General features: G+C 36.0%; 20 protein-coding genes. 10 read left to right on the forward strand and 10 right to left on the reverse strand.

The genetic code is table 11. The features are described from left to right. Positions 1-132 precede the first annotated feature (132 nt). From A1D25_RS09675 to A1D25_RS09695, 5 genes are all read right to left on the reverse strand, one after another. Positions 133-1,413: an AmpG family muropeptide MFS transporter gene (locus tag A1D25_RS09675; RefSeq protein ID WP_157395470.1), complete on the reverse strand. Its 1,281-nt coding sequence runs from the start codon at positions 1,411-1,413 to the stop codon at positions 133-135. Next, positions 1,414-2,433 (reverse strand): UDP-glucose 4-epimerase GalE, encoded by a 1,020-nt coding sequence (gene galE / locus A1D25_RS09680; RefSeq protein WP_157395471.1) that lies wholly within the window; start codon positions 2,431-2,433, stop codon positions 1,414-1,416. Positions 2,434-2,527: 94 nt separating this feature from the next. Continuing rightward, complete coding sequence (locus A1D25_RS09685; RefSeq protein WP_157395472.1) at positions 2,528-3,205, reverse strand: pseudouridine synthase; 678 nt, start codon at positions 3,203-3,205, stop codon at positions 2,528-2,530. 260 nt (positions 3,206-3,465) lie between these two features. Further along, the gene (locus tag A1D25_RS09690; protein ID WP_157395473.1) at positions 3,466-4,623 is read right to left on the reverse strand and encodes a chorismate mutase; all 1,158 of its coding nucleotides are present in this window, start codon (positions 4,621-4,623) and stop codon (positions 3,466-3,468) included. Between the two features lie 77 nt (positions 4,624-4,700). Then, positions 4,701-5,336: an SIMPL domain-containing protein gene (locus tag A1D25_RS09695; RefSeq protein WP_240327149.1), complete on the reverse strand. Its 636-nt coding sequence runs from the start codon at positions 5,334-5,336 to the stop codon at positions 4,701-4,703. Positions 5,337-5,607: 271 nt separating this feature from the next. Between A1D25_RS09695 and A1D25_RS09700 the strand changes: the two genes are divergently transcribed. The 10 genes from A1D25_RS09700 to A1D25_RS09745 all read left to right on the forward strand — a co-directional run bounded on the left by A1D25_RS09700 (position 5,608) and on the right by A1D25_RS09745 (position 16,103). Continuing rightward, positions 5,608-6,444 (forward strand): heme/hemin ABC transporter substrate-binding protein, encoded by an 837-nt coding sequence (locus A1D25_RS09700; protein WP_157395474.1) that lies wholly within the window; start codon positions 5,608-5,610, stop codon positions 6,442-6,444. Beyond that, complete coding sequence (locus tag A1D25_RS09705) at positions 6,444-7,433, forward strand: FecCD family ABC transporter permease (protein ID WP_157395475.1); 990 nt, start codon at positions 6,444-6,446, stop codon at positions 7,431-7,433. Before A1D25_RS09700 ends, A1D25_RS09705 begins: the two co-directional genes overlap by 1 nt. After that, a complete protein-coding gene (locus A1D25_RS09710) occupies positions 7,430-8,233 on the forward strand; it encodes a heme ABC transporter ATP-binding protein (protein ID WP_157395476.1) in 804 nt (267 codons plus the stop codon). Before A1D25_RS09705 ends, A1D25_RS09710 begins: the two co-directional genes overlap by 4 nt. Before the next feature lie 98 nt (positions 8,234-8,331). Further along, positions 8,332-9,162 (forward strand): ChaN family lipoprotein, encoded by an 831-nt coding sequence (locus A1D25_RS09715; RefSeq protein ID WP_157395477.1) that lies wholly within the window; start codon positions 8,332-8,334, stop codon positions 9,160-9,162. Positions 9,163-9,172: 10 nt separating this feature from the next. After that, positions 9,173-9,922: a tonB-system energizer ExbB gene (gene exbB / locus A1D25_RS09720; protein ID WP_157395478.1), complete on the forward strand. Its 750-nt coding sequence runs from the start codon at positions 9,173-9,175 to the stop codon at positions 9,920-9,922. 1 nt (position 9,923) lies between these two features. Next, a complete protein-coding gene (locus tag A1D25_RS09725) occupies positions 9,924-10,340 on the forward strand; it encodes a biopolymer transporter ExbD (protein WP_157395479.1) in 417 nt (138 codons plus the stop codon). 13 nt (positions 10,341-10,353) lie between these two features. Next, entirely contained in the window at positions 10,354-11,226 is an 873-nt protein-coding gene (gene tolA / locus A1D25_RS09730) for a cell envelope integrity protein TolA (protein WP_157395480.1), read from the forward strand. 17 nt (positions 11,227-11,243) lie between these two features. Then, complete coding sequence (locus A1D25_RS09735; RefSeq protein WP_157395481.1) at positions 11,244-12,380, forward strand: HupA family protein; 1,137 nt, start codon at positions 11,244-11,246, stop codon at positions 12,378-12,380. Further along, positions 12,380-14,635 carry a TonB-dependent receptor domain-containing protein gene (locus A1D25_RS09740; protein WP_157395482.1) on the forward strand — a complete coding sequence of 752 codons (2,256 nt, stop codon included), beginning with the start codon at positions 12,380-12,382 and terminating at the stop codon, positions 14,633-14,635. Before A1D25_RS09735 ends, A1D25_RS09740 begins: the two co-directional genes overlap by 1 nt. Positions 14,636-14,687: 52 nt before the next feature. Continuing rightward, positions 14,688-16,103 carry a surface lipoprotein assembly modifier gene (locus A1D25_RS09745; RefSeq protein WP_157395483.1) on the forward strand — a complete coding sequence of 472 codons (1,416 nt, stop codon included), beginning with the start codon at positions 14,688-14,690 and terminating at the stop codon, positions 16,101-16,103. 70 nt (positions 16,104-16,173) lie between these two features. Here A1D25_RS09745 and A1D25_RS09750 read toward each other — a convergent pair whose 3' ends face one another. The 5 genes from A1D25_RS09750 to pilQ all read right to left on the reverse strand — a co-directional run bounded on the left by A1D25_RS09750 (position 16,174) and on the right by pilQ (position 20,078). Continuing rightward, a complete protein-coding gene (locus A1D25_RS09750) occupies positions 16,174-16,800 on the reverse strand; it encodes a LysE family transporter (RefSeq protein WP_157395484.1) in 627 nt (208 codons plus the stop codon). A 1-nt stretch (position 16,801) separates the two neighbouring features. After that, a complete protein-coding gene (locus A1D25_RS09755) occupies positions 16,802-17,275 on the reverse strand; it encodes a phosphatidylglycerophosphatase A family protein (protein WP_157395559.1) in 474 nt (157 codons plus the stop codon). After that, positions 17,275-18,249 (reverse strand): thiamine-phosphate kinase, encoded by a 975-nt coding sequence (thiL, locus tag A1D25_RS09760; protein WP_157395485.1) that lies wholly within the window; start codon positions 18,247-18,249, stop codon positions 17,275-17,277. Before thiL ends, A1D25_RS09755 begins: the two co-directional genes overlap by 1 nt. Before the next feature lie 9 nt (positions 18,250-18,258). Next, entirely contained in the window at positions 18,259-18,672 is a 414-nt protein-coding gene (gene nusB / locus A1D25_RS09765) for a transcription antitermination factor NusB (RefSeq protein ID WP_157395486.1), read from the reverse strand. A gap of 113 nt (positions 18,673-18,785) precedes the next feature. After that, entirely contained in the window at positions 18,786-20,078 is a 1,293-nt protein-coding gene (gene pilQ / locus A1D25_RS09770; protein ID WP_157395487.1) for a type IV pilus secretin PilQ, read from the reverse strand. Positions 20,079-20,083 lie beyond the last annotated feature (5 nt).

Raw genomic sequence — 20,083 nt, forward strand, 5'->3', positions numbered from 1 at the left:
AAAATCTGTTATTTTTCAATTGGTTATAACTTTCCTTGTAGGGACGCCACGCTGGCGTCCGAATGAAAAAAGACTTTGTCAATAATCTGACAAAATAAATTTTGCAAAACTTTTCTAAAATCTAACCGCTTGTTATGCCGACTTTTCTTTTGCATTCCAAGGTGCAACCCAGAATAAACAGAGCATTCCTGGAATTGCCATAAAGAAACAGATCCAATAGAACTGGTAAAACCCAACACTTTCAGCTAATGCCCCTGATGTCGCTCCAATCAATTTGCTCGGAATTGCGGTCAAACTCGTAAAAATAGCAAATTGCGTTGCGGTATAAAGTGGATTTGTTTCGCGTGAAATATATGCTACAAAGCACGCTGTACCTAATCCGATACCAATATATTCACCAATAATTACCGCAGAAAGTGCAAAACGCTCATAAGCTCCAATCGTTTCAAATTTACCGTGACTTGCTAACCAAGCAAAGCCAAGCAACATTAACATTTGGAACACTCCAAAGATCCAAAGGGAGCGGTTTACGCCGATACGCAGCATCATTACTCCGCCGATCATACCAGCCACAATAGATGCCCATAAGCCATTGATTTTCACTGCTGTACCTAAATCTGTACGGCTAAATCCCATATCTAAAATAAAAGCACTTTGTAAAGTAGCCGCAAAAGAATCCCCAAGATTATACAGCAACATAAAGATCAGCGTACCAACCGCCGCCCAAATACCTTTACGTTGGAAAAATTCTTTAAATGGAATAATAAAGGCTTCGTGGAAAGGTAAATGACGATTGTCTTGTAAAATTTTAGGCTCTTTACTCAAAAATAAGCTCAAAATCATTCCTGGTATCATAAATAGTGCCGTAAACATAAACACCGTTTCCCACGCATAATGATCGGAAATAATCAATGCCAAGCCACCAGGAATTAACCCTGCAATACGGTAGCCATTGATATGAATTGAGTTACCTAAGCCGAGTTCCTCATCACTTAGAATTTCTCGGCGATACGCATCAACAACAATATCTTGAACAGCGGAAGTTGCGGCAACTGCAACAGATAGTGCCATTACCGCTTGAATATCTTGAGTTGGATTAAAGAAACCAAAACAAGCAATTAAGCCAAATAAGATAACTTGGGTAAAGAGCATCCAGCTACGGCGGCGACCTAAAAAGTTCGGGTAGTATCGGTCAAATAACGGGGCAACTAAAAACTTCCAAGTATATGGCAAACCGACAAGAGCAAAAAAACCAATAGTTTTTAAATCAACTTGTTCTGAACGTAGCCACGCGGGAATCAGTTGATATAAAAAATAGAGTGGTAGCCCTGATGTAAACCCTGTAAAGACACAGAGTAGCATTTTATAACTAAAAATTTGCCGCCAAATTGACGGTTTTGCCATCTCGGACATTTATGCCCCCTTATACCCATTCGGGTTATTTTTTTGCCAATTCCAAGTATCTTTCATCATCTGGGTTAGATCATATTGCGTTTTCCATCCCAGCTCTTTTAACGCTTTTTCTGGGTTGGAATAACATACAGCAATATCTCCAGGACGACGATCAACAAGTTTATACGGTACATTGATATCATTCGCTTGTTCAAACGCCTTAACCATATCTAACACCGAATAGCCTGTCCCTGTTCCTAAATTATAGACGTGGAAACCTGCATCATTGTGGTGTTTTTCAAGTGCTTTTAAATGCCCTACGGCTAAATCAACCACGTGGATATAATCACGCACACCTGTGCCATCGTGAGTTTCATAATCACTACCAAATACGGAAAGCTGTGGCAATTTCCCAACGGCAACTTGGCTAATATAAGGCAATAAATTGTTTGGGATACCATTTGGATCTTCGCCAATCAAACCGCTTGAATGAGCCCCCACAGGATTAAAATAGCGTAGTACAACTGCACTTAATTGTGGGTAGGCTTTTACGGTATCTTCCAAAATACGCTCAACCATATATTTTGATGTCCCGTAAGGGTTGGTTGTACCGCCTACCGCACAAGACTCAGTAATAGGAATAATTTCAGGATCGCCATATACCGTTGCTGATGAGCTAAATACAATGGTATTCACATTTGCTTTCAACATTTCTTCGACTAATACAATCGAACCTGTAACGTTATTTTGATAATAATGCAATGGTTTCTGTACACTTTCACCCACTGCTTTTAAGCCTGCGAAATGGATCACAGCATCGATCTGATGCTCTGCAAAAATTTTGCGTAGAATTTCACGATCTAAAATATCACCCTGATAGAACGACACCGATTTCCCCGTAATCTGCTTTACACGTTCTAAAGAAATTGGAGAAGAATTTGATAGATTATCTAAAACAACAATCTCTTTTCCTTGATTTAATAATTCTACAACGGTATGTGAGCCAATATAACCTGCCCCACCAGTTACTAAAATTGCCATAGACATATCCTCATTACTAAAAATTGACATTAGTTTACTCTGTTTAAGTCAAAAATGCTTTGTTATTTGCAAAATTTTTGCCAAAAAAGCCCGCTTATTTAAGATTTAAACCCATCTGACGAATAAGTTTATTACGTTCATCTTCAGTTAGCCTTCGCATCTCCCCAGCAGATAGCTCCCCAAGCTGTAATTGCCCAATTGCTACTCGAATTAAGCGTAATGTTGGAAAACCAATATGTGCGGTCATACGGCGAACTTGGCGATTTCTCCCCTCACTAATGGTTAATTCCAACCAGCTTGTAGGGATCGTTTTACGCTCACGAATTTTAGGGGCGGTTGCCCAATTTAGTTCGGGATCATTGATAATTTTAACTTTAGCAGGTTTAGTTTTACCATCTTTCAGCTCAACACCTTGGCGTAATTTAAGCAGATCATTTTCTTGTGGAATCCCTTCTACTTGTACCCAATAGGTTTTCTCTTTATCAAATTTAGGGTGAGCAAGACGATGCTGAATTTCACCATTATTTGTCAGTAACAATAGACCCTCACTATCTCGATCCAATCGTCCAACAGGGTAAACATCTGGGATATGAATAAAATCTTTGAGCGTTTGGCGTTGTTGTTCATCAGTAAATTGTGTGAGCACATCATAGGGTTTATTAAACAAAATCAAAACCGTATCGACTAGCTTAGGCGTAGGGCGGCGGCTATTTTTTGTCTTAAATGTATGACGAGGGCGACTGCGAGTACTGTGAGAATTGGGCTTAAACATAACGAAATAGAGATATATTGTAAGTTTTAGGGGCAAATGTGATTTGCCCCTACGGTTACTAGATATTGCGTTGTTACCAACAAAACCTATCTATATTCGTGAGTATTTACTCGTAGGGGCTAATTACATTAGCCCCTTGTATCTTACTCAACGATAACTGGTAAAATAAAAACGTATTATTTTGCCACCAAGCATAACCGTAAATTGTTTTGCCCATACAAAAGGCATTAAAACGATTTAGGTGTTTGCGATGTAATACCTTAGATTTTTACTGGCTCAATAATTTCGCTTGGATAGCAGCCTAATACTTTTAAATAACTGGTTACAGTTTCTAGCTCATTTAAAGCCTGTTGCGTTTGTGCCGAATGGATATTTGCTTCTAATTCGACATAGAACATCTCTTCCCAAGGCTTACCATAAATTGGGCGAGACTCTAGTTTGGTCATTCGAATATCGTGTTTTTTGAAAACCGTTAAGGCATCAACTAATGCTCCAGCTTCTTGACCAGTAGTCATCAACAATAGCGTTTTAGTTTGGACTTGTGGCGAAACCTTGACAGGTTCTTTAGCAACGACAATAAAACGAGTAATGTTATTCTTTTGGTTGGCAATATCTGTTTCAACTACATTTAAACCATATAATTTCCCACCATCTTCATTACCCAGTGCCGCAATGTTACGTTTATTCAAACGAGCCACTAACTGCATTGCGTGTGAGCTACTTTCACAATATTTGATATGTACTTTATCAAGTCCTTGTAAAAACAGGCTACATTGCTGAGCAGGTTGCGGATGTGTATAGATCGTATCAATTTGAGCGAGATCGATATTACCATTACCTAATACACAGTGTTTGATCGGATAGGCTAATTCTCCAACTAATGTCAGATCTGTATGCTGTAATAGATCATAAACCTCGTTAATCGATCCTGATGTGGTATTTTCTAATGGCAAAATACCGTAATCTGCCTCACCTTTTTCCACTTTTTGAAAGACTTGATTAAATGATTCACAACTTAATTCAATTAAAGATTCAGAAACGTGCTTTAAAAATTGACGAGAGGCTAAATGTGAATAAGAACCTCGCATTCCTAAAAATGCGACTGAAATACTACTCTCTTTGATTTCATTGAGTTTATTTTGCAAATAATTCTGCTGAGTTAATACAGAATCTTCGATAATTCGTTGGAAAATCTGAGTAACATATTGCGGATCTAGCTGATAATTTTCTGCTTGAGCAAAATTCACCAACTCTTGTAATAATTGTTTCTCACGCTCAACATCACGCAATGGTTTCTGCGTGATCTCTTTACTTCTTACCACATCAAAGGCAAGGCGATGACGCTCTGATAATAATTTGAGTAAATCACGATCGATTTGGGTAATTTGCTGACGAATTTCAGACAGATCTAACGACATTATATTTCCTTCTATGATTTTCATAACAAGCGGTGAGATTTGCAAAATTTTTAGCAAAAACCACCGCTTCTAAAATGTTAATTGATAGCGTATTGAATCGTAACCACAAGGCGTACTTTTTTATCTATTGTACTTGTATCATAACCGCCACCATAATCGCTTGTATCTTCACTCGTTGGTGAAGTTGATTGAATATCAAATGATCCTTGTGATGCTGATTTTAATAACCCGACTTTCACATTACTGGTTTTGGCAAATTCTTCTGCACGCACATAAGCATCTTGTGTTGCTTTGGCAATTAAATCACGCTTAATCGTTTCTAAATTTTCCAAATAATAGTTTGGGCTAGAAAAATCAATGTTCTGATTTTCAGCACGCAAATTCTGAATTTGTGCTAAAGCCTGTTGTAATTTTGACAATTCTTTGGTTGAAATAGTGATAGCTCGTGATGCCACAAATCCATTATGACGAGAACGTTCTTTCCCAAATTCATCAGTATAGTATTCAGTATGGGCAATAACAGAAAGATCGGTAATGGCTCTATCTTGCTCAGTAAATCCTTGCTCTTTTAAAAATTTTACTGCGACATTTAAGCTTTGTTGGTTATTTTTCATCGCTTCAGCATAATCACGCCCCCAAGCTCTGACATAGATAGACCAAGTACCTAAAGTGGCTTTATGCTCTGCTTCTGCTAATCCTTTTACAGTTATCACACCCGTTTGCTAAAAATTTTTAAATTGATGCCCTAAAATAAAGGCTGAAGCCATTAAGCCAACCGCTAAAATAGCACCCAGTATCGCTAAATAACGATATTTGTTTGATTTTGACATAGTCATTTCCTCATAAAAAAACAGTGTGGAATTCTAACGATTTCCTACTCTCTCGACAATCCATTGCAGAAAATAATCTCACTATAATTTTATTGAGAATTGTTATCATATCTGTAAAATACGGAAATTATTTTACTTTGATTAGGAATTTTCGATGAAACTTGCAAAATTATTCGCTTATCTTACCGCTTCCATCACACTATTCAGTACAAACTTAATAGCCCAAGAACGTATTGTCAGTATTGGCGGTGATGTTACTGAGATTATTTATGCGTTAAATGCAGAACAGCAACTCGTTGGACGTGATAGTACCAGTGTTATTCCTGAAAGAGCCAAAAGTCTGCCCGATGTGGGTTATATGCGTCAGCTCAATACTGAAGGGATTTTAGCCCTAAAACCAAATAAAATTATTGCCACTCAAGTAGCACAACCTGCTGTTGTATTTGAACAGTTAAAAGCCGCTGGCGTAACTGTTGAGCAAGTTCCTTTTAAATATTCCGTTGAAAGTGTAGTAGAAAAAATTACTCGTATTGGCGAATTACTCAATAAGCAACCAGAAGCGGCAACTTTAAGTGAAAAATTTACCAATGAGATGAAAATGGTGGATAGTTCACCACGCAATGTAAAAGTACTCTTTATTCTAACTCGTTCAGGACACAATCAAATGGTTGCAGGGGCTGATACCGTTGCAGATAGTGCAATCAAACTAGTTGGTGCAAAAAATGCAATGGGCAATGCGGCTCGTTTTGTACCGATTTCACAAGAAGGCGTTATTGCGGCTAATCCGGATTTAATCGTACTGACATCATTAGGTGTCGATAGCCTTGGCTCAGTTGATAAACTTTGGGAATTACCTGGTATTGCTCACACAACAGCAGGTAAGAAAAAACAAGTTGTTGTCGTTGATGATATTGCTTTTTTAGCCTTTGGTTTAACGATTCCACAAGAATTACACAAAATGCGTCAAGCAGTTGAAAAGGCTAGCCAGTAATGAACAAATCCCGTTGGCTTATCGCATTAGCAATACTGCTATTGCTAACAATGTTAATTGCTTCAAATATCGGGGCATTATCGCTCACTTGGCACGATTTATGGCACGCTAATATTGACGACAGCCAGTGGCAAATTTGGCTAAACATTCGAGTGCCACGCATTCTGTTAGCCATTGTTGTGGGATTAGCACTTGCTGTTTCTGGAACGCTTTTTCAGGGGTTATTCCATAATCCGATGGCAGATCCTGCTTTAATCGGCGTAAATAGTGGTGCAGCGTTAGCGGTGGGCATTTCCATTATGTTACCGAATTTGCTGCCTAGCGCTCTAGGGTTATATAGCACAATGATTGCGGCATTTATTGGCAGTGTTATTGTTTCAAGTTTAATTTACTTTCTTAGCTATCGCTCACAAGCGTCAGTGAGTAAATTACTGCTTGCAGGAATTGCAGTAAATGCTCTTTGTTTCTCTATCGTTGGTATCCTCACCTATATTAGTAATGATCAACAATTACGCCAATTTAGTCTATGGACAATGGGTAGTCTTGGGCAAGCACAATGGGAGCCTGTTATTATTGCAAGTTGTGTTATTTTACTGACCGCTTGTTATGCTCTCACGCTCGCGAATAAACTAAACTTACTGCAACTTGGTGATGAAGAAGCTCATTATCTTGGGGTAAATGTAATTCGTCTGAAAAAACAACTGATTTTACTTGGTGCGTTATTAGTAGGATCAGCTGTTGCGGTTAGCGGTGCGATTGGCTTTATCGGCTTAGTCATTCCCCATTTAGTTCGTTTTAAATTTGGTGCGGATCATCGTTGGGTTTTACCAGCCTCTGCACTCTGTGGTGCTATTCTACTGCTTGTTGCTGATACCTTAGCAAGAACAATGGTTTCTCCTGCTGAATTACCTGTTGGAATGATAACTAGCTTTATCGGTGCACCTTATTTTCTTTGGCTTGTTATTCGCTATCGTGAGGGAACAAAATGAGTTGCAAATTTTCCCCTAAATCTGACCGCTTGTTCTTTGCCGAAAATATAGGCTTTGAAATCCAAGGTAAAACCTTATTACAAAATATCAACCTAGAACTTAAACAAGGCACAATCACTATGTTGATAGGCCCAAATGGTGCTGGGAAATCAACGCTAATGCGTTTACTTTCAGGTTATCTCACGACAAACACTGGGCAGTGCATTTTCCAACAAAAAAATCTGAATGATTATTCCCCAATGGAATTAGCCCAACAACGTGCTGTAATGCGTCAGCACAGCCAGTTAAACTTCCCATTTTCTGTTGAAGAAGTGATTAGAATGGGAGGCTACCACCGCCGAGCAAAAGAGATTGAACAATATCTTCCCGAAGTCATCGCTAAAACAGATTGCCAAGTATTGCTCAATAAATCTTATCGGCAGCTTTCAGGTGGTGAACAACAACGTACACAACTTGCTCGAGCGTTATTACAATTATGGCAAGAAGATATGTCGGGAAAACTACTCTTTTTAGACGAGCCTACATCTGCTTTCGATTTACACCACCAACAGCAGTGTTTACGTTTAATGCGAGAACTTTGTGATCAGAAAGGGTTAACGGTTTGTTGCATTCTGCACGATCTCAATTTAGCCTCGTTATATGGCGATCACATAATATTACTTGCCGAACAAAAGATCCAAGCACAAGGTAGCCCAGAAGAAATTCTTACCGAAAACGCTATTCAACAATGGTACAAAGCCGATATTGCTATTCACCCTCACTATGCCACTAATAAGCCCCAAGTAGCGTTTAAGCGATAAAAATGCACAATTATTAGAATAAAAACTTATAAAAACTTGCATAAGCTCGCAAAAGAAATATAATTGATAACTATTATCATTTTATTTTGTAAAATATTATGTGGGTAAAAAAATTCTTGTTATTAGTGAGTTGTAGCTTATTTATTATGGGTTGCCAACAATCCGTAAAAGAAGTTAATGCTGACAAATTAGGTAAAATTGTTGATTTAAAAACGGGGCAAACATTTACGCCTGTTCAATGGCTAGAGAGTGTTGCTTCTCAGCAACATCTACTAGTCGGAGAAAAACACGATAATCTCTCTCATCACCAAGCACAATATTGGCTAATTGATCAACTTAACCAAAAACGTAAACAAGGTGCGTTGCTGTTAGAAATGCTAAGGGTAGATCAACAGCCTTTAGTCGATCGTATCGCAATGGATTTTGCAAAATATCGTTCAAATCTTACCGCTTCTTTGAACTGGCAAGCGAGTTGGCAATGGGATCTTTATCAGGATATTGTTCAGCACCCATTTGAACACCAGTACGCTTTAGTTGCAACAAACCTAACCAAAGATGAAGTTTCTCAATTATTGCGAGGAGCAGAGCCACTCAAAGGATATGTTTCTACGGATAAAAAAGTAAAGCAACAACTCGCCGACATTATTATTCATAGCCATCAATGCGAATGTGATGCAAATGAGCCACATATTCAAAAAATGGTAGAAGTTCAGCAATTCAGAGATCGCCGAATGGCTGAAAAACTATTGAAAAGCCATACACCAAATATATTGATTGCAGGCAATCATCATATCAACCGCCAATATGGCGTTCCAAAACATTTAGCTGATTTATCACCTAATCAAAAATTTACTACGATTTTATTATCAGATAAAAATCATACATATACCCAAGCAGATAGTGATTATGTTTGGATACTTTCTGAATAAGGATAATTAAATGAATTTTAAATCATTATTTTTTATTTTAAGTTTATTGTTTAGTTTAAATAGTGTTGCTAATACTGTACCAACAGCAACATTACCGTTAGATCTTTCTCCACAAACATTATATGAAAATGCACATATTGTAGTAAAAGCAGTTATTTGGATTTTAATTATCTGCTCCATTATTACTTGGACGATTTTTATATTTAAAACTGCTCAAGTTGTTTCTGCATTAGCAAAAATTAAAAAGTCAATCACACTTATTAGTCCAAACCAGTCTTTTATTGAAATAAAGAAAAATCTAATAAACAAAAACAAATTAAATGAGCTGGTTAATGAAATTGAACAAGAAATTCATTCGTCTGACAACTATTATGATCGTGATTTAATTGAGCGAATTGAATATCGCTTACTCCATAAAATAAAACAGATGAGCCAAAAAATGCGTTACGGTATTAGCCCACTTGCAACCATTGGATCTGTCGCTCCTTTCATTGGCTTATTTGGTACGGTATGGGGCATTATGAATAGCTTTATTGGTATTGCACAAACGCATACAACTGATCTCTATGCTGTCGCACCTGGTATTGCAGAAGCCTTATTTGCAACAGCATTAGGTCTGGTAGCCGCTATTCCTGCGGTTATTATTTATAACCTATTTATCCGATATATTCAGCATTATAGTGATCAACTTGCTTATTCAAGTGCTATTTTACAGCTCGTTATTCGCCGTGAAATTTCTCAATCTATACAAGGAAAATAAAATGGCGATGAAATTAAATAATGATGATGAGCAACAAGAAATGAGTGAAATTAATGTTACCCCTTTTATTGATGTAATGTTGGTATTACTTATTATCTTTATGGCAACAATTCCTTTAGCAACAGTTAATATTCCTATTAATTTGCCAGCAAGCTCAGCTAATGAGCAGAAAAATGAAGGTACACCAATCATTTTAAGCTTAAATGCAGATAATCAGCTTTATTTATCGAATGAATTGATTAGTTTTGAAAATATCAATGAGAAATTAGAAATTGCAACTCAAGGTAATAAAGAAACAGTCATATTTTTCCGTATTGATAAAGAAGTTAAATATGATTTAGTAATGCAACTAATGAGCCAATTACGCCTATCAGGATATTTAAAAGTAGGTTTAATGGGAATAAACCAAACAAATTAAAAATAAGAGTTTTATGTTTTCATTTTATCAGAAACCCATTATTAAATGGTTCAGTGCTTTTATATTATCCATTCTGTTTCATTTACTATTCGGTTACTACTATTTTTATAAAAAAGAAATCACGATAAATGAGCTTGTTGCTTCCGCTGTTATTGTTGATTTTTCAGATCCGCCACAATCTATTGTGATTAGTAGCGAGCTACCTGTTGGTCCAACACAACAAATTTCTACGGAAACCACAATAGAAGAGCCAGCAGAATCTAAAGCAGAGCCTGAAATAGAAGAAGAGCTTGTTATTGAAGAACCGACTCCACCAGAAGTAGAGCCTGAAATTGTAGTAAAACAGCAAAAAGAAACAAAAACAGTAAAGCCAGAAAAAGATAAACCCAAAGCTATTGAGAAAGTAAAAAAAGAGCCTAAACCTAATAAACATAGAGAAGCTAAAAAACAACCTAAAGAGAAGAAAACCTTGCCTGTTGCAGATAAAGAATCACCCGCAGGGAGTAATGTTGCAACCGCCCCCCCTTCGGGAAACAGTAATAAGATTGCTTCAAATTTTAATAGCAGTAGCCGAGGAACAAGTTTAGAAATTAATTGGAAAGCCTTAGTAAAAAGCCATTTAGAAAAACGTTTACGCTACCCAGAACAAGCACTACGCAAACGTTGGAAAGGAAAACCCGTCATTCAAATTATATTAGATAGTAAAGGAAATGTACTGAGTTCTACGGTAATTAGTAGCAGTGGTAAAGAAAGTTTTGATCGTGAAGCAATTGATAACGCTAAACGCTCTTCGCCTTTACCACAGCCACCTGCTGATTTACTGCAAAACAACAAAATATCAATCAATATTCCGATTAATTTTGATTACGATAATTATCGACAATAAAAGCTCTAGGAGGCTATATGAAACTTAAACTTACCCCAATTGCATTCATTATTCTTGCAACTTCATTAACAGCTTGCTCTGGTGGAAGTAATAAATCAACACCTGTGGCTGAAAGTCCGAAGATAGATATTGCTCCTGATAATCAGGATAAAGAGAAAAGCGAAAACGCTTCGCTCAATAATGCAAATAGAAACGATATTGAGTATGCTTTAGATAAAACTAAAACAGTAAAATGGCGTCAGCTTACTGCCTTTTTACCGTCATCTGAAACCAGTGCGGATAATCCATTAGGAACTAGTGGTAAAATGTCTCAGGAAGGTTCTGCTGCCTATATTGATGGTGATTTACGTTATTCCGATAATGGCGTAGCGAGGGACTTGCGTAAAAATCAAAACGAGACCGATTATGATCCTTCATTTTTAACCAAAGCCGAAATTAATCCACATAAGCTACAAAGTTTGGCTATCAAAAATGGGGCAGGTCAAACAGTAATGAGAACGCATTTTGTAAATCAAACGTACTCATCGTATCTTAGTTTCAAAGCAGAAGCTCCTTTTACCTCCTCAGATGAAGATGGTAAAGTAGTGAAAGCTCTTGATGCTCCTACGGCTTATATTGCCGTGCCAACAAAAGCGGACAAAGCGATTTTAGATCGAAAAGTAAAAGCAACTTATAAAGGCCACACTATCGGTAACCAAAAACGTGAAAATAATCACTTTACATTAGGGGACATTACACTTAATGCGGATTTTTCAACAATGAAAATCAGTGGTGAAATTACTAACCGTAATGACGAATTACTACGTGGTAGAGCTCAATATGAAGGTGCTGGTTGGAAAGGATTTACTACAGACCCTAAAGAAGTGGATGAAGGCTATACCACTCTGATATCAGAGGCGAAAATGGCAGAACGTGAAGAACAACATAGGACTCTAGGTGTTAGATTACTTCCTGCTGATATTAAAATTGCTAATGGTGTTATTGGGTTTAAGAGTGAAGATAAAGGCCTAGAATTTAAAGCTCTTAATGGTGAATCTGTTACAACAGGTGGATATTCTGGTGTTTTTGCTGGCCCTGAGGCACAAGAAGTCGTAGGGAAAATAGAAAGTGGTGAAAATTTCATTAGCTTTGGTGCAACAGAGGTACAGAAATAATGAAACTCAATAAACTTTCATTACTTGTTAGCTATGCATTGCTGGGGATTACCCCAGCAATAGCAGACACATCGCCAGTGTTAATTGATGAAATTAATGTATCGGGGCAAGTCGGTGATCAAAAAGCAGACAAAGCCTTTACTAAAGCAGGGGGAATTGCAATTCGAGGTGAAGAAAAGCAACTTCAATCTTTAGACAGTGTTGTACGTGCTTTACCTGGTACTTATACGAATATTGACCCTGTGCAAGGTACTGTTACTGTTAATATTCGTGGAATGGCTGGGCTTGGTAGAGTTAATACCGTAGTTGATGGTGTGCCACAAACCTTTTTTGGTACATCCGCTAATGGTGATCGCCGTTTCCACGATGAAGATGGTGGGCTACCACCAAGCAGCCAACACGGAACAATGATTGATCCAAATTTTTTAACCGAAGTGAGCATCAATAAAGGTTTTTCAACTGGCTCTCAAGGGGTAAATGCTCTAGCAGGAAGTGCCTCATTTAAAACGCTTGATGTCGATGATGTTATTTTCAAAGGAAATAAAATCGGTATTCGCTCTAAATTTAGTTATGGTACCAATGCTTTAGGCTATAACGGAATGTTAGCTCTTGCAGGTAAAACGAATGCATTTAGCTCCACAGGAAGTGTAGGCGGATTATTTGCTTATAGCCAACGCAAAATAGGTTCAAATTATAAACGTGGTGATGGTAAATATGCGAAAGAAAATGCTTATGCCAAAAGAATGGATCAACGCCCTGAATCTTGGTTAGCTAAAATTGAGCTATTACCTACTGATCAACACCGAATTTTACTTTCTGCAAGGGATTACCACAGCAATATTGGTGGAAGGGATATTCAAAATAAAAATTACAGTCTAAATTACCACTACACACCAGATTCTGATTTAATCGATCTAGAGCTATTAGTTTCAAGTACCAAAAACAATCAAAAATATGATCAGGAATCTGCTTTATGGGAATTAACGGATGCCTCTACAATCAATAAATCTGACTATGTTGATTTAAAAAATACGAGCAACTTTAATTTTTGGAACAGTGAATTGACAGCAACTTTAGGAACAAGTTACTTCAATAACAAATACACCCGAAAAGCAAAAGGCAAGAATCAAGATAATTTTGATTACACTCCTTTTGCCCCTACTGGAAAACAAGGAATTGCAAGCGTTTATCTTAATACTCAGTGGAAAAAATCTCTTTATACTTTAGATGGTGGATTAACCTACACTTACTCCAATTTTAAAGGTTTTAAACCTGCTTGTGGCACTGTTGGAGAATATACTATTCCGTGTTTCCCTCAAGGTGCTTATAACATCAATATGGTCAATTACTATGTTGATCCATCCTTGATGTTATCTGCTGATATTAATGAATGGTTTAATCCATTTATCAGTTATAGCCGTAGTACTCGAATGCCCAATATCCAAGAGGTCTTTTTCAATAATGAGAGTGGTGGCTCAATGAACCCATTCTTACGCCCAGAAAAAGCACAAACCTATCAGATTGGTTTTAATACCTTCAAACATAATTGGCTTACAGATACAGATAAATTAGGTATAAAGCTACTTTACTATCGTAGTAAAATTAAAGACTTTATTACCTCTGAATCATTTTATATTTCTAATTCAGGGCAATTTACACAAGATATAAATGATGTTGGCAGTGGTAGTTTCCATTCTCAAGTATCTATTAATTCCCTTAAACCTGTTAAAACAAGCGGTGTGGAATTGGAATTAAATTACGATAGTGGAAAATACTTTGGACGATTATCTTATAGCTATGAAAAAACATCACAGCCAATCGGCGTACAAAGCTCTAATGATGGCTTTGGTTTTGGTGATATTTATGAATTACCAAAACACTATGCGACTTTAGACCTTGGCGCTAGACTATTAGATAAGAAATTAACACTGGGTAGTATTATTAAATACACTCAAAAAGTGAAAAGAATTAGTCCAAAAGGTATTAATGCAGGTACGAATGATAAAATAGAAACTCAAACGATACCGCAAAACCCAATGATTGTGGATATTTATGCTAACTATGAAATCAATAAAAATTTCAGCTTAAGAGCAAGTGTTCAAAATCTATTTAATTCACTTTATATTGACCCACTAAATAGTCAAAATGCAACACGCTCACAATTTGTAGGCGATGGTAGAGGCGGAGAAGCTTATACTTATACAAATTATGCTCGTGGCCGCACCTATATTATTGGTGGTGAAATTAGATTCTAAGCATATTCCCTTTATTCTGAATAAAGAATAAAGGGATATTTTATTACAAAAAATGAACATTAAATATTATTTACCTTTAATTTATTTATTACCAACCTCTATTTTAGCTCAGCACCCGAATACAGCTATTGATAGGGAATTAAAAGTGGCTATACCTAAACTCACAGAATTATCTGCAACTATTTCGGAGAATAAAGAAGATTATTCAACGGAAATCAATGATGAACAATTGGCAGATAATCCTAATTTAATTTCGCATTTTCTAAATTTAGCCATTGATCAAAGACAGGAAGTGCTAATTCCTAAACTTATAGAGATGTATAGAAAACATCCACAACGAGATCTTATTCTCGTTGATTATGCTCAAGGTGCTTATTTACACTCCATTCAAGAATACAAAAAAGCGATTCAATTATATGCTAACCTTTTAGAAAAACATCCTTACTTAGATAAGGTAAGATTTAAACTTGCTCAGTGGTTATTTGAAGATAGTCAATTACATAATGCAAACGAACAATTTAATCAATTAAAAAACAAAAATCTTCCAGTCTTTGTCAATAATCAAATTTATTTATATCAAAATTCGATTAAAGAAAGACAAGATATAAATTTAAATGTTAAATTTAGTTATATTAAAGATGACAATATCAATAATGCATCATCAGAACCTTATATCTATATTGGTTCAACAAAATTTAAGAAAACAGAATCCTCACTACCACAAAAAGCAGAAGGAATACAATATCATCTAAACGTAAGTAAAATTCATAATATTACCAACAATCATAATTTATATATCGAAAATGAATTGGATGGAAAATATTATTGGAATAATAAAAAGTATAATGATATCAATAATACATTTTATTTGGGATATCAATATCAAGATTCTAATAGGCGACTTGCGTTTTTACCTTATTATGAAAAAAGATGGTATGCTCAAAAGCAATATAGTAATGAAAGTGGTGTTCGTTTGGAATTTGATAGAAGATTATCTAATCAATGGCAATTTTCTACCAGCTCTGAATTTGCCCAGACGAGTTATAAAAATAGTAATCTAAAACGAAATAAACAGTTATATTCTGGAACACTCGTTCATCGACTTTCACCTAAAACAGTTCTATATTTAGGTTCAGATATATTATTTGAAAATACACAACAAAAAAGAGATAGTTCAAATAGATATTCATTAAGATTTGGTGCATCATCTCAAATAAAAAATTTATTTTCTACCCAAGTAACATTACAAGTAGCGAAACGCTATTTCAAAGGTAATGATCTTTTTGTTGCGAAAAAACGTAAAGATACTGAATGGAATTTTTCAGCAACTATATGGAAAAAAGAATGGAATTTATGGGGTATAATACCTAAATTAAATTACCGATATCAAAAAATTGATTCAAATATTCCTGAATTTTTCTCATTTGATAAGCATCAATTGAATTTATTCTTTGAAAAAGAATATTAGGGATATATGGAATATAAATAGTTAATTTTTAGGGAGAAAAATTTGTTTATTAATTTATTCTCCCTAACTCTTAAATTGCAAACCAAATACTGATACTTTCGTAAATCAAACGTATCCCGAACAGTATAAAAACTACTCCCGCAATATTGTCTAAATAATGGTTATATTTAGCATAGAATTGTCGGATTTTCTGATGTGAAAAAAGAATAGCGACAATAAAAAAATACACCAAAGCACTCCCAACTAATATAAGCAAGACTAAAAGAATATCGCTGAGTTGAGCTAAATTTGATACATAACCTGCGAGTACACTACTAAAAAAGACGACAATTTTGGGATTGGCGAGATTGATCATCAAACCACCTAGAATTTCTTTCCAAGCAGAACTCTTACTATGGCTGGTTTTGTCATTGGCTAATTTGGCATTTTTAGTAATTTGTACCATTTTGATACCGTTATAAGCTAAATAGCTACCGCCAAAGAGCATTAAAATGTATTGAAATGATGGTAAGGTTTTGTTCAAAAAGGCTAATCCAAAAAGGACTAATAGAGACCAAAAAGCGACACCAATGCTGATTCCAATTGCGGCAAGTAGTGCATTTTTACGGGTATCGCTCATTGCTTTGCGGCTAACATAGAAGAAATCTGGTCCAGGGCTGATTAAGCCTACTAACTGTACGATGAATATTGTCCACATATTAGAAAACCCAATAAATGAGATAGAGTGAAATTAAACTATAAATTGCTGCTAGAATGTCGTCAAACATAATACCTAGGCCGCCTTTTAATTGTTGATCAAAATAGCGGATAGGGTAAGGCTTGATAATATCAAATAGACGAAAGAATAAAAACGTTAAAATATAGTAGATCCAATTATATTCGGGTAAACAGATAAATAAGCAGAAAATCGCAACAATCTCGTCCCACACAATCCGCCCATCATCGTGTACGCCAAGATCTTGGCTTGTTTTTTCACAAAGATAGCAACCTAAAATAAAGGATATGCTTGATAATACGACAAAAAATAAAGGGGAAGCGGTGAGATACCATAAAAAAATTGCAAGTAGTAGCCCAACGAGCGAGCCCCAAGTACCTGGTGCAGGTTTAATTAATCCGGAACCGAAACCAACGGCAAGAAAATGAATAGGATTTTTTAAGTTGATGTTCATAATTAACGAAAATGGTCAAAGCCTATCTGCTTAGGTAAAGGAATTGTCTTACCTTGATTGAGTAAACGAATATTCTCTGCTGATTGAGAAGTTATTTTACCGATACAGTAACAATTTAACTGTTGTACTTTTAGCATATTCTCAAAATCTATTTGTTTATTTTCAGGAATAGTAAAACAGAGTTCATAATCTTCCCCACCTGTTAAGGCGAAGTTGATTGCTTGGGAATGAGAATATTCCGTTTGTATTGCTTGTGATAGCGGTAGTTTATCCACTTCAATCTCCGCACTGCATTGGCTATGGCTTAATATGTGTGAGAGATCGGCAAGTAGGCCATCAGAAATATCAATCGCACATTGGCTGTAATCTAATAATAACTTACCTAACGTAACACGAGGTGTGGGTTTTAAATGACGTTGAAGTAAATAGTGTTGTGCTGAATTAAATTCAGATGATTTTGGATTTAGTAATAAATCCAAACCTGCGGCACTATCGCCCAAATAACCCGAAGCATAGATTAAATCATTTACCTTGGCTTGATGACGAAATAAGCCTTGTTGTTGTGGAATAAAACCTTGTGCGGTAATGGTTAATGATAGATGCCCTTTAGTCGTATCACCACCGATTAGTTCGACATCATATTCATCAAGAATTTGGAATAGCCCTTGGCTAAAAAGGGATAGCCAGTGGTGATCGCACTTAGGGAGTGTTAGGGCAAGAGAAACCCAACGTGGTGTTGCACCCATTGCGGCTAAGTCACTTAAATTAACGGCAATCGCTTTATAAGCTAAATCGGCAGGGCAAATATCAGCCAAAAAATGCGTGTCGCAGACGAGAGTATCTGTGGTTATTGCAAGACGATGATGAGCAGGAACTTGTGTTACCGCACAATCATCGCCAATAGCAAGTAAAACATCTGTACGATCTAACCGCTTATTGCGGATAAAATACTGCTTAATCAGATCAAACTCGCCCATTTTATCACTCTATTTGCGACCCAATGCAGGAGCTAATTTATCTAAAATACCATTAACATATTTATGGCTATCATCAGAGCCAAATACTTTAGCAACTTCAATTCCTTCATTGATCACAACTTTGTAAGGTACATCTAATTCAAACTGTAATTCATAGCCAGACAAACGCAAGATAGTGCGTTCGATTGGATCCACTTCATTTTCCGCACGATCTAAATAAGGACGGAGTGAGTGATCAATTGCATCAATATTTTCTACTGTTCCACGCAATAATTTACGGAAATATGGCATATCCACGCCATTCATATCTTGATCAGTAACAAAAGCTAATTCAACTTGTTCAATACTATTTTGTGAAATATACCAAGAGTAAAGGGCTTGTACAGCACATTCTCTTGCTCTACGGCGTGGGGAAACTTTCATAAAACCTCAGGAATATAATGTGTAAAATGGTTTGAATAACATACCGCTTGCTTAGGCTTTTTACCTTATTGGCTCGTTATTCAAAATAGCCGAGCATTCTAGCATATTCCCTATTATTTTTGTTTAGATTTCTTATTATCTAACTGAATTGGTGGTGATTTTATAATGTGTGGCGTAACAAAAATAACCAATTCTCGTTTAGATATTTTATCTCTACTTTGGCTAAAGAGATGTTTAAGAACAGGAATACTGCCTAATACGGGTACTTTATCTTCGCCTTTAGTGATTAAATGTTGGAATACCCCACCAAGTACAATGGTTTCACCATCTTTAGCAAAGACTTGCGTTTTTAACTCTTGTTTATCTATTGTGGTTAAAGCACTGAAACCATTTTGAGTATTAGGTGCATTTTGGGTAACAACCATATCTAACAAGACTTGATTATGCTCAGAAAGATGAGGGGTAACTTCAAGCCCTAATACCGCTTCTTTAAATTCTACGTCAGTCGTTTCTGACTTCTTATCATAAATCGCATAAGGAATTTCAGTACCTTGTTTAATACTTGCTCCTTTCTTATTTGTCGTGAGTAAGCGTGGGCTTGCAATGATTTCAATACTATTTTCTCGCTCTAAAGCGGTTAATTCAAGATCTAACATTCGACTATTGATCGTTGCAACTTGTAGTACGGCAGATGCGGCATTACTGACAGGAAAATTTACATTTAAGTTATTGGTGGCTAAATTGTTTCCTTCTAATGAACCTGCAAATTTATGATGGTTGTCGGCTGGAGAAAACATTCCCCATCTAACCCCCAATTCTTTAAGATTTTCACTACTGATGGTCACAATTCTGGCTTCAATCGCAATTTGTTCAGTCGGAGCATCAAGCTGTTTAATAAGTTGTGTGATATTTTTAATAGAAGAAAGTGTGTCTTTAATAATGATGCGGTTACTGCGATCATCAAAATGAAGATAACCATTCTCAGATAATAGATTTCCTGCACCTTTAGTAATAGAATCAATGACTTCAGATGCTTTGGCATAATAGAGTTTAATGCTTTTGGTCGTTAGTTTGGGTAAGATTGGGCGATTATTCTCGATATTATGATCCGTAATAGAAGGAATAGCTAAGTTTTCATTTTTATGAGTAATAAAGTAAATGCTATCTTCTTTTTTAATGTGCAACTGATTTATTTTACTTATACTATTAAGTATTTTGTCAAAATCACTATTTTCAATGCGTAAAGTAATATTATGATTAATATCATTTTCGATGGCAATATTTTTATCTAATTCATTTGCCATAAAGGTTAGTGTTTCTTTTATAGGTGCGTCTTTTAACCTAAGTGATATATTTTCTGCACTAATAGGTAAAGAGATAAATAAGAGTATCCAAAAAATTTTCATAGTTT

The organism is Ursidibacter arcticus (genome assembly GCF_009761375.1).
GTDB lineage: Bacteria > Pseudomonadota > Gammaproteobacteria > Enterobacterales > Pasteurellaceae > Ursidibacter > Ursidibacter arcticus.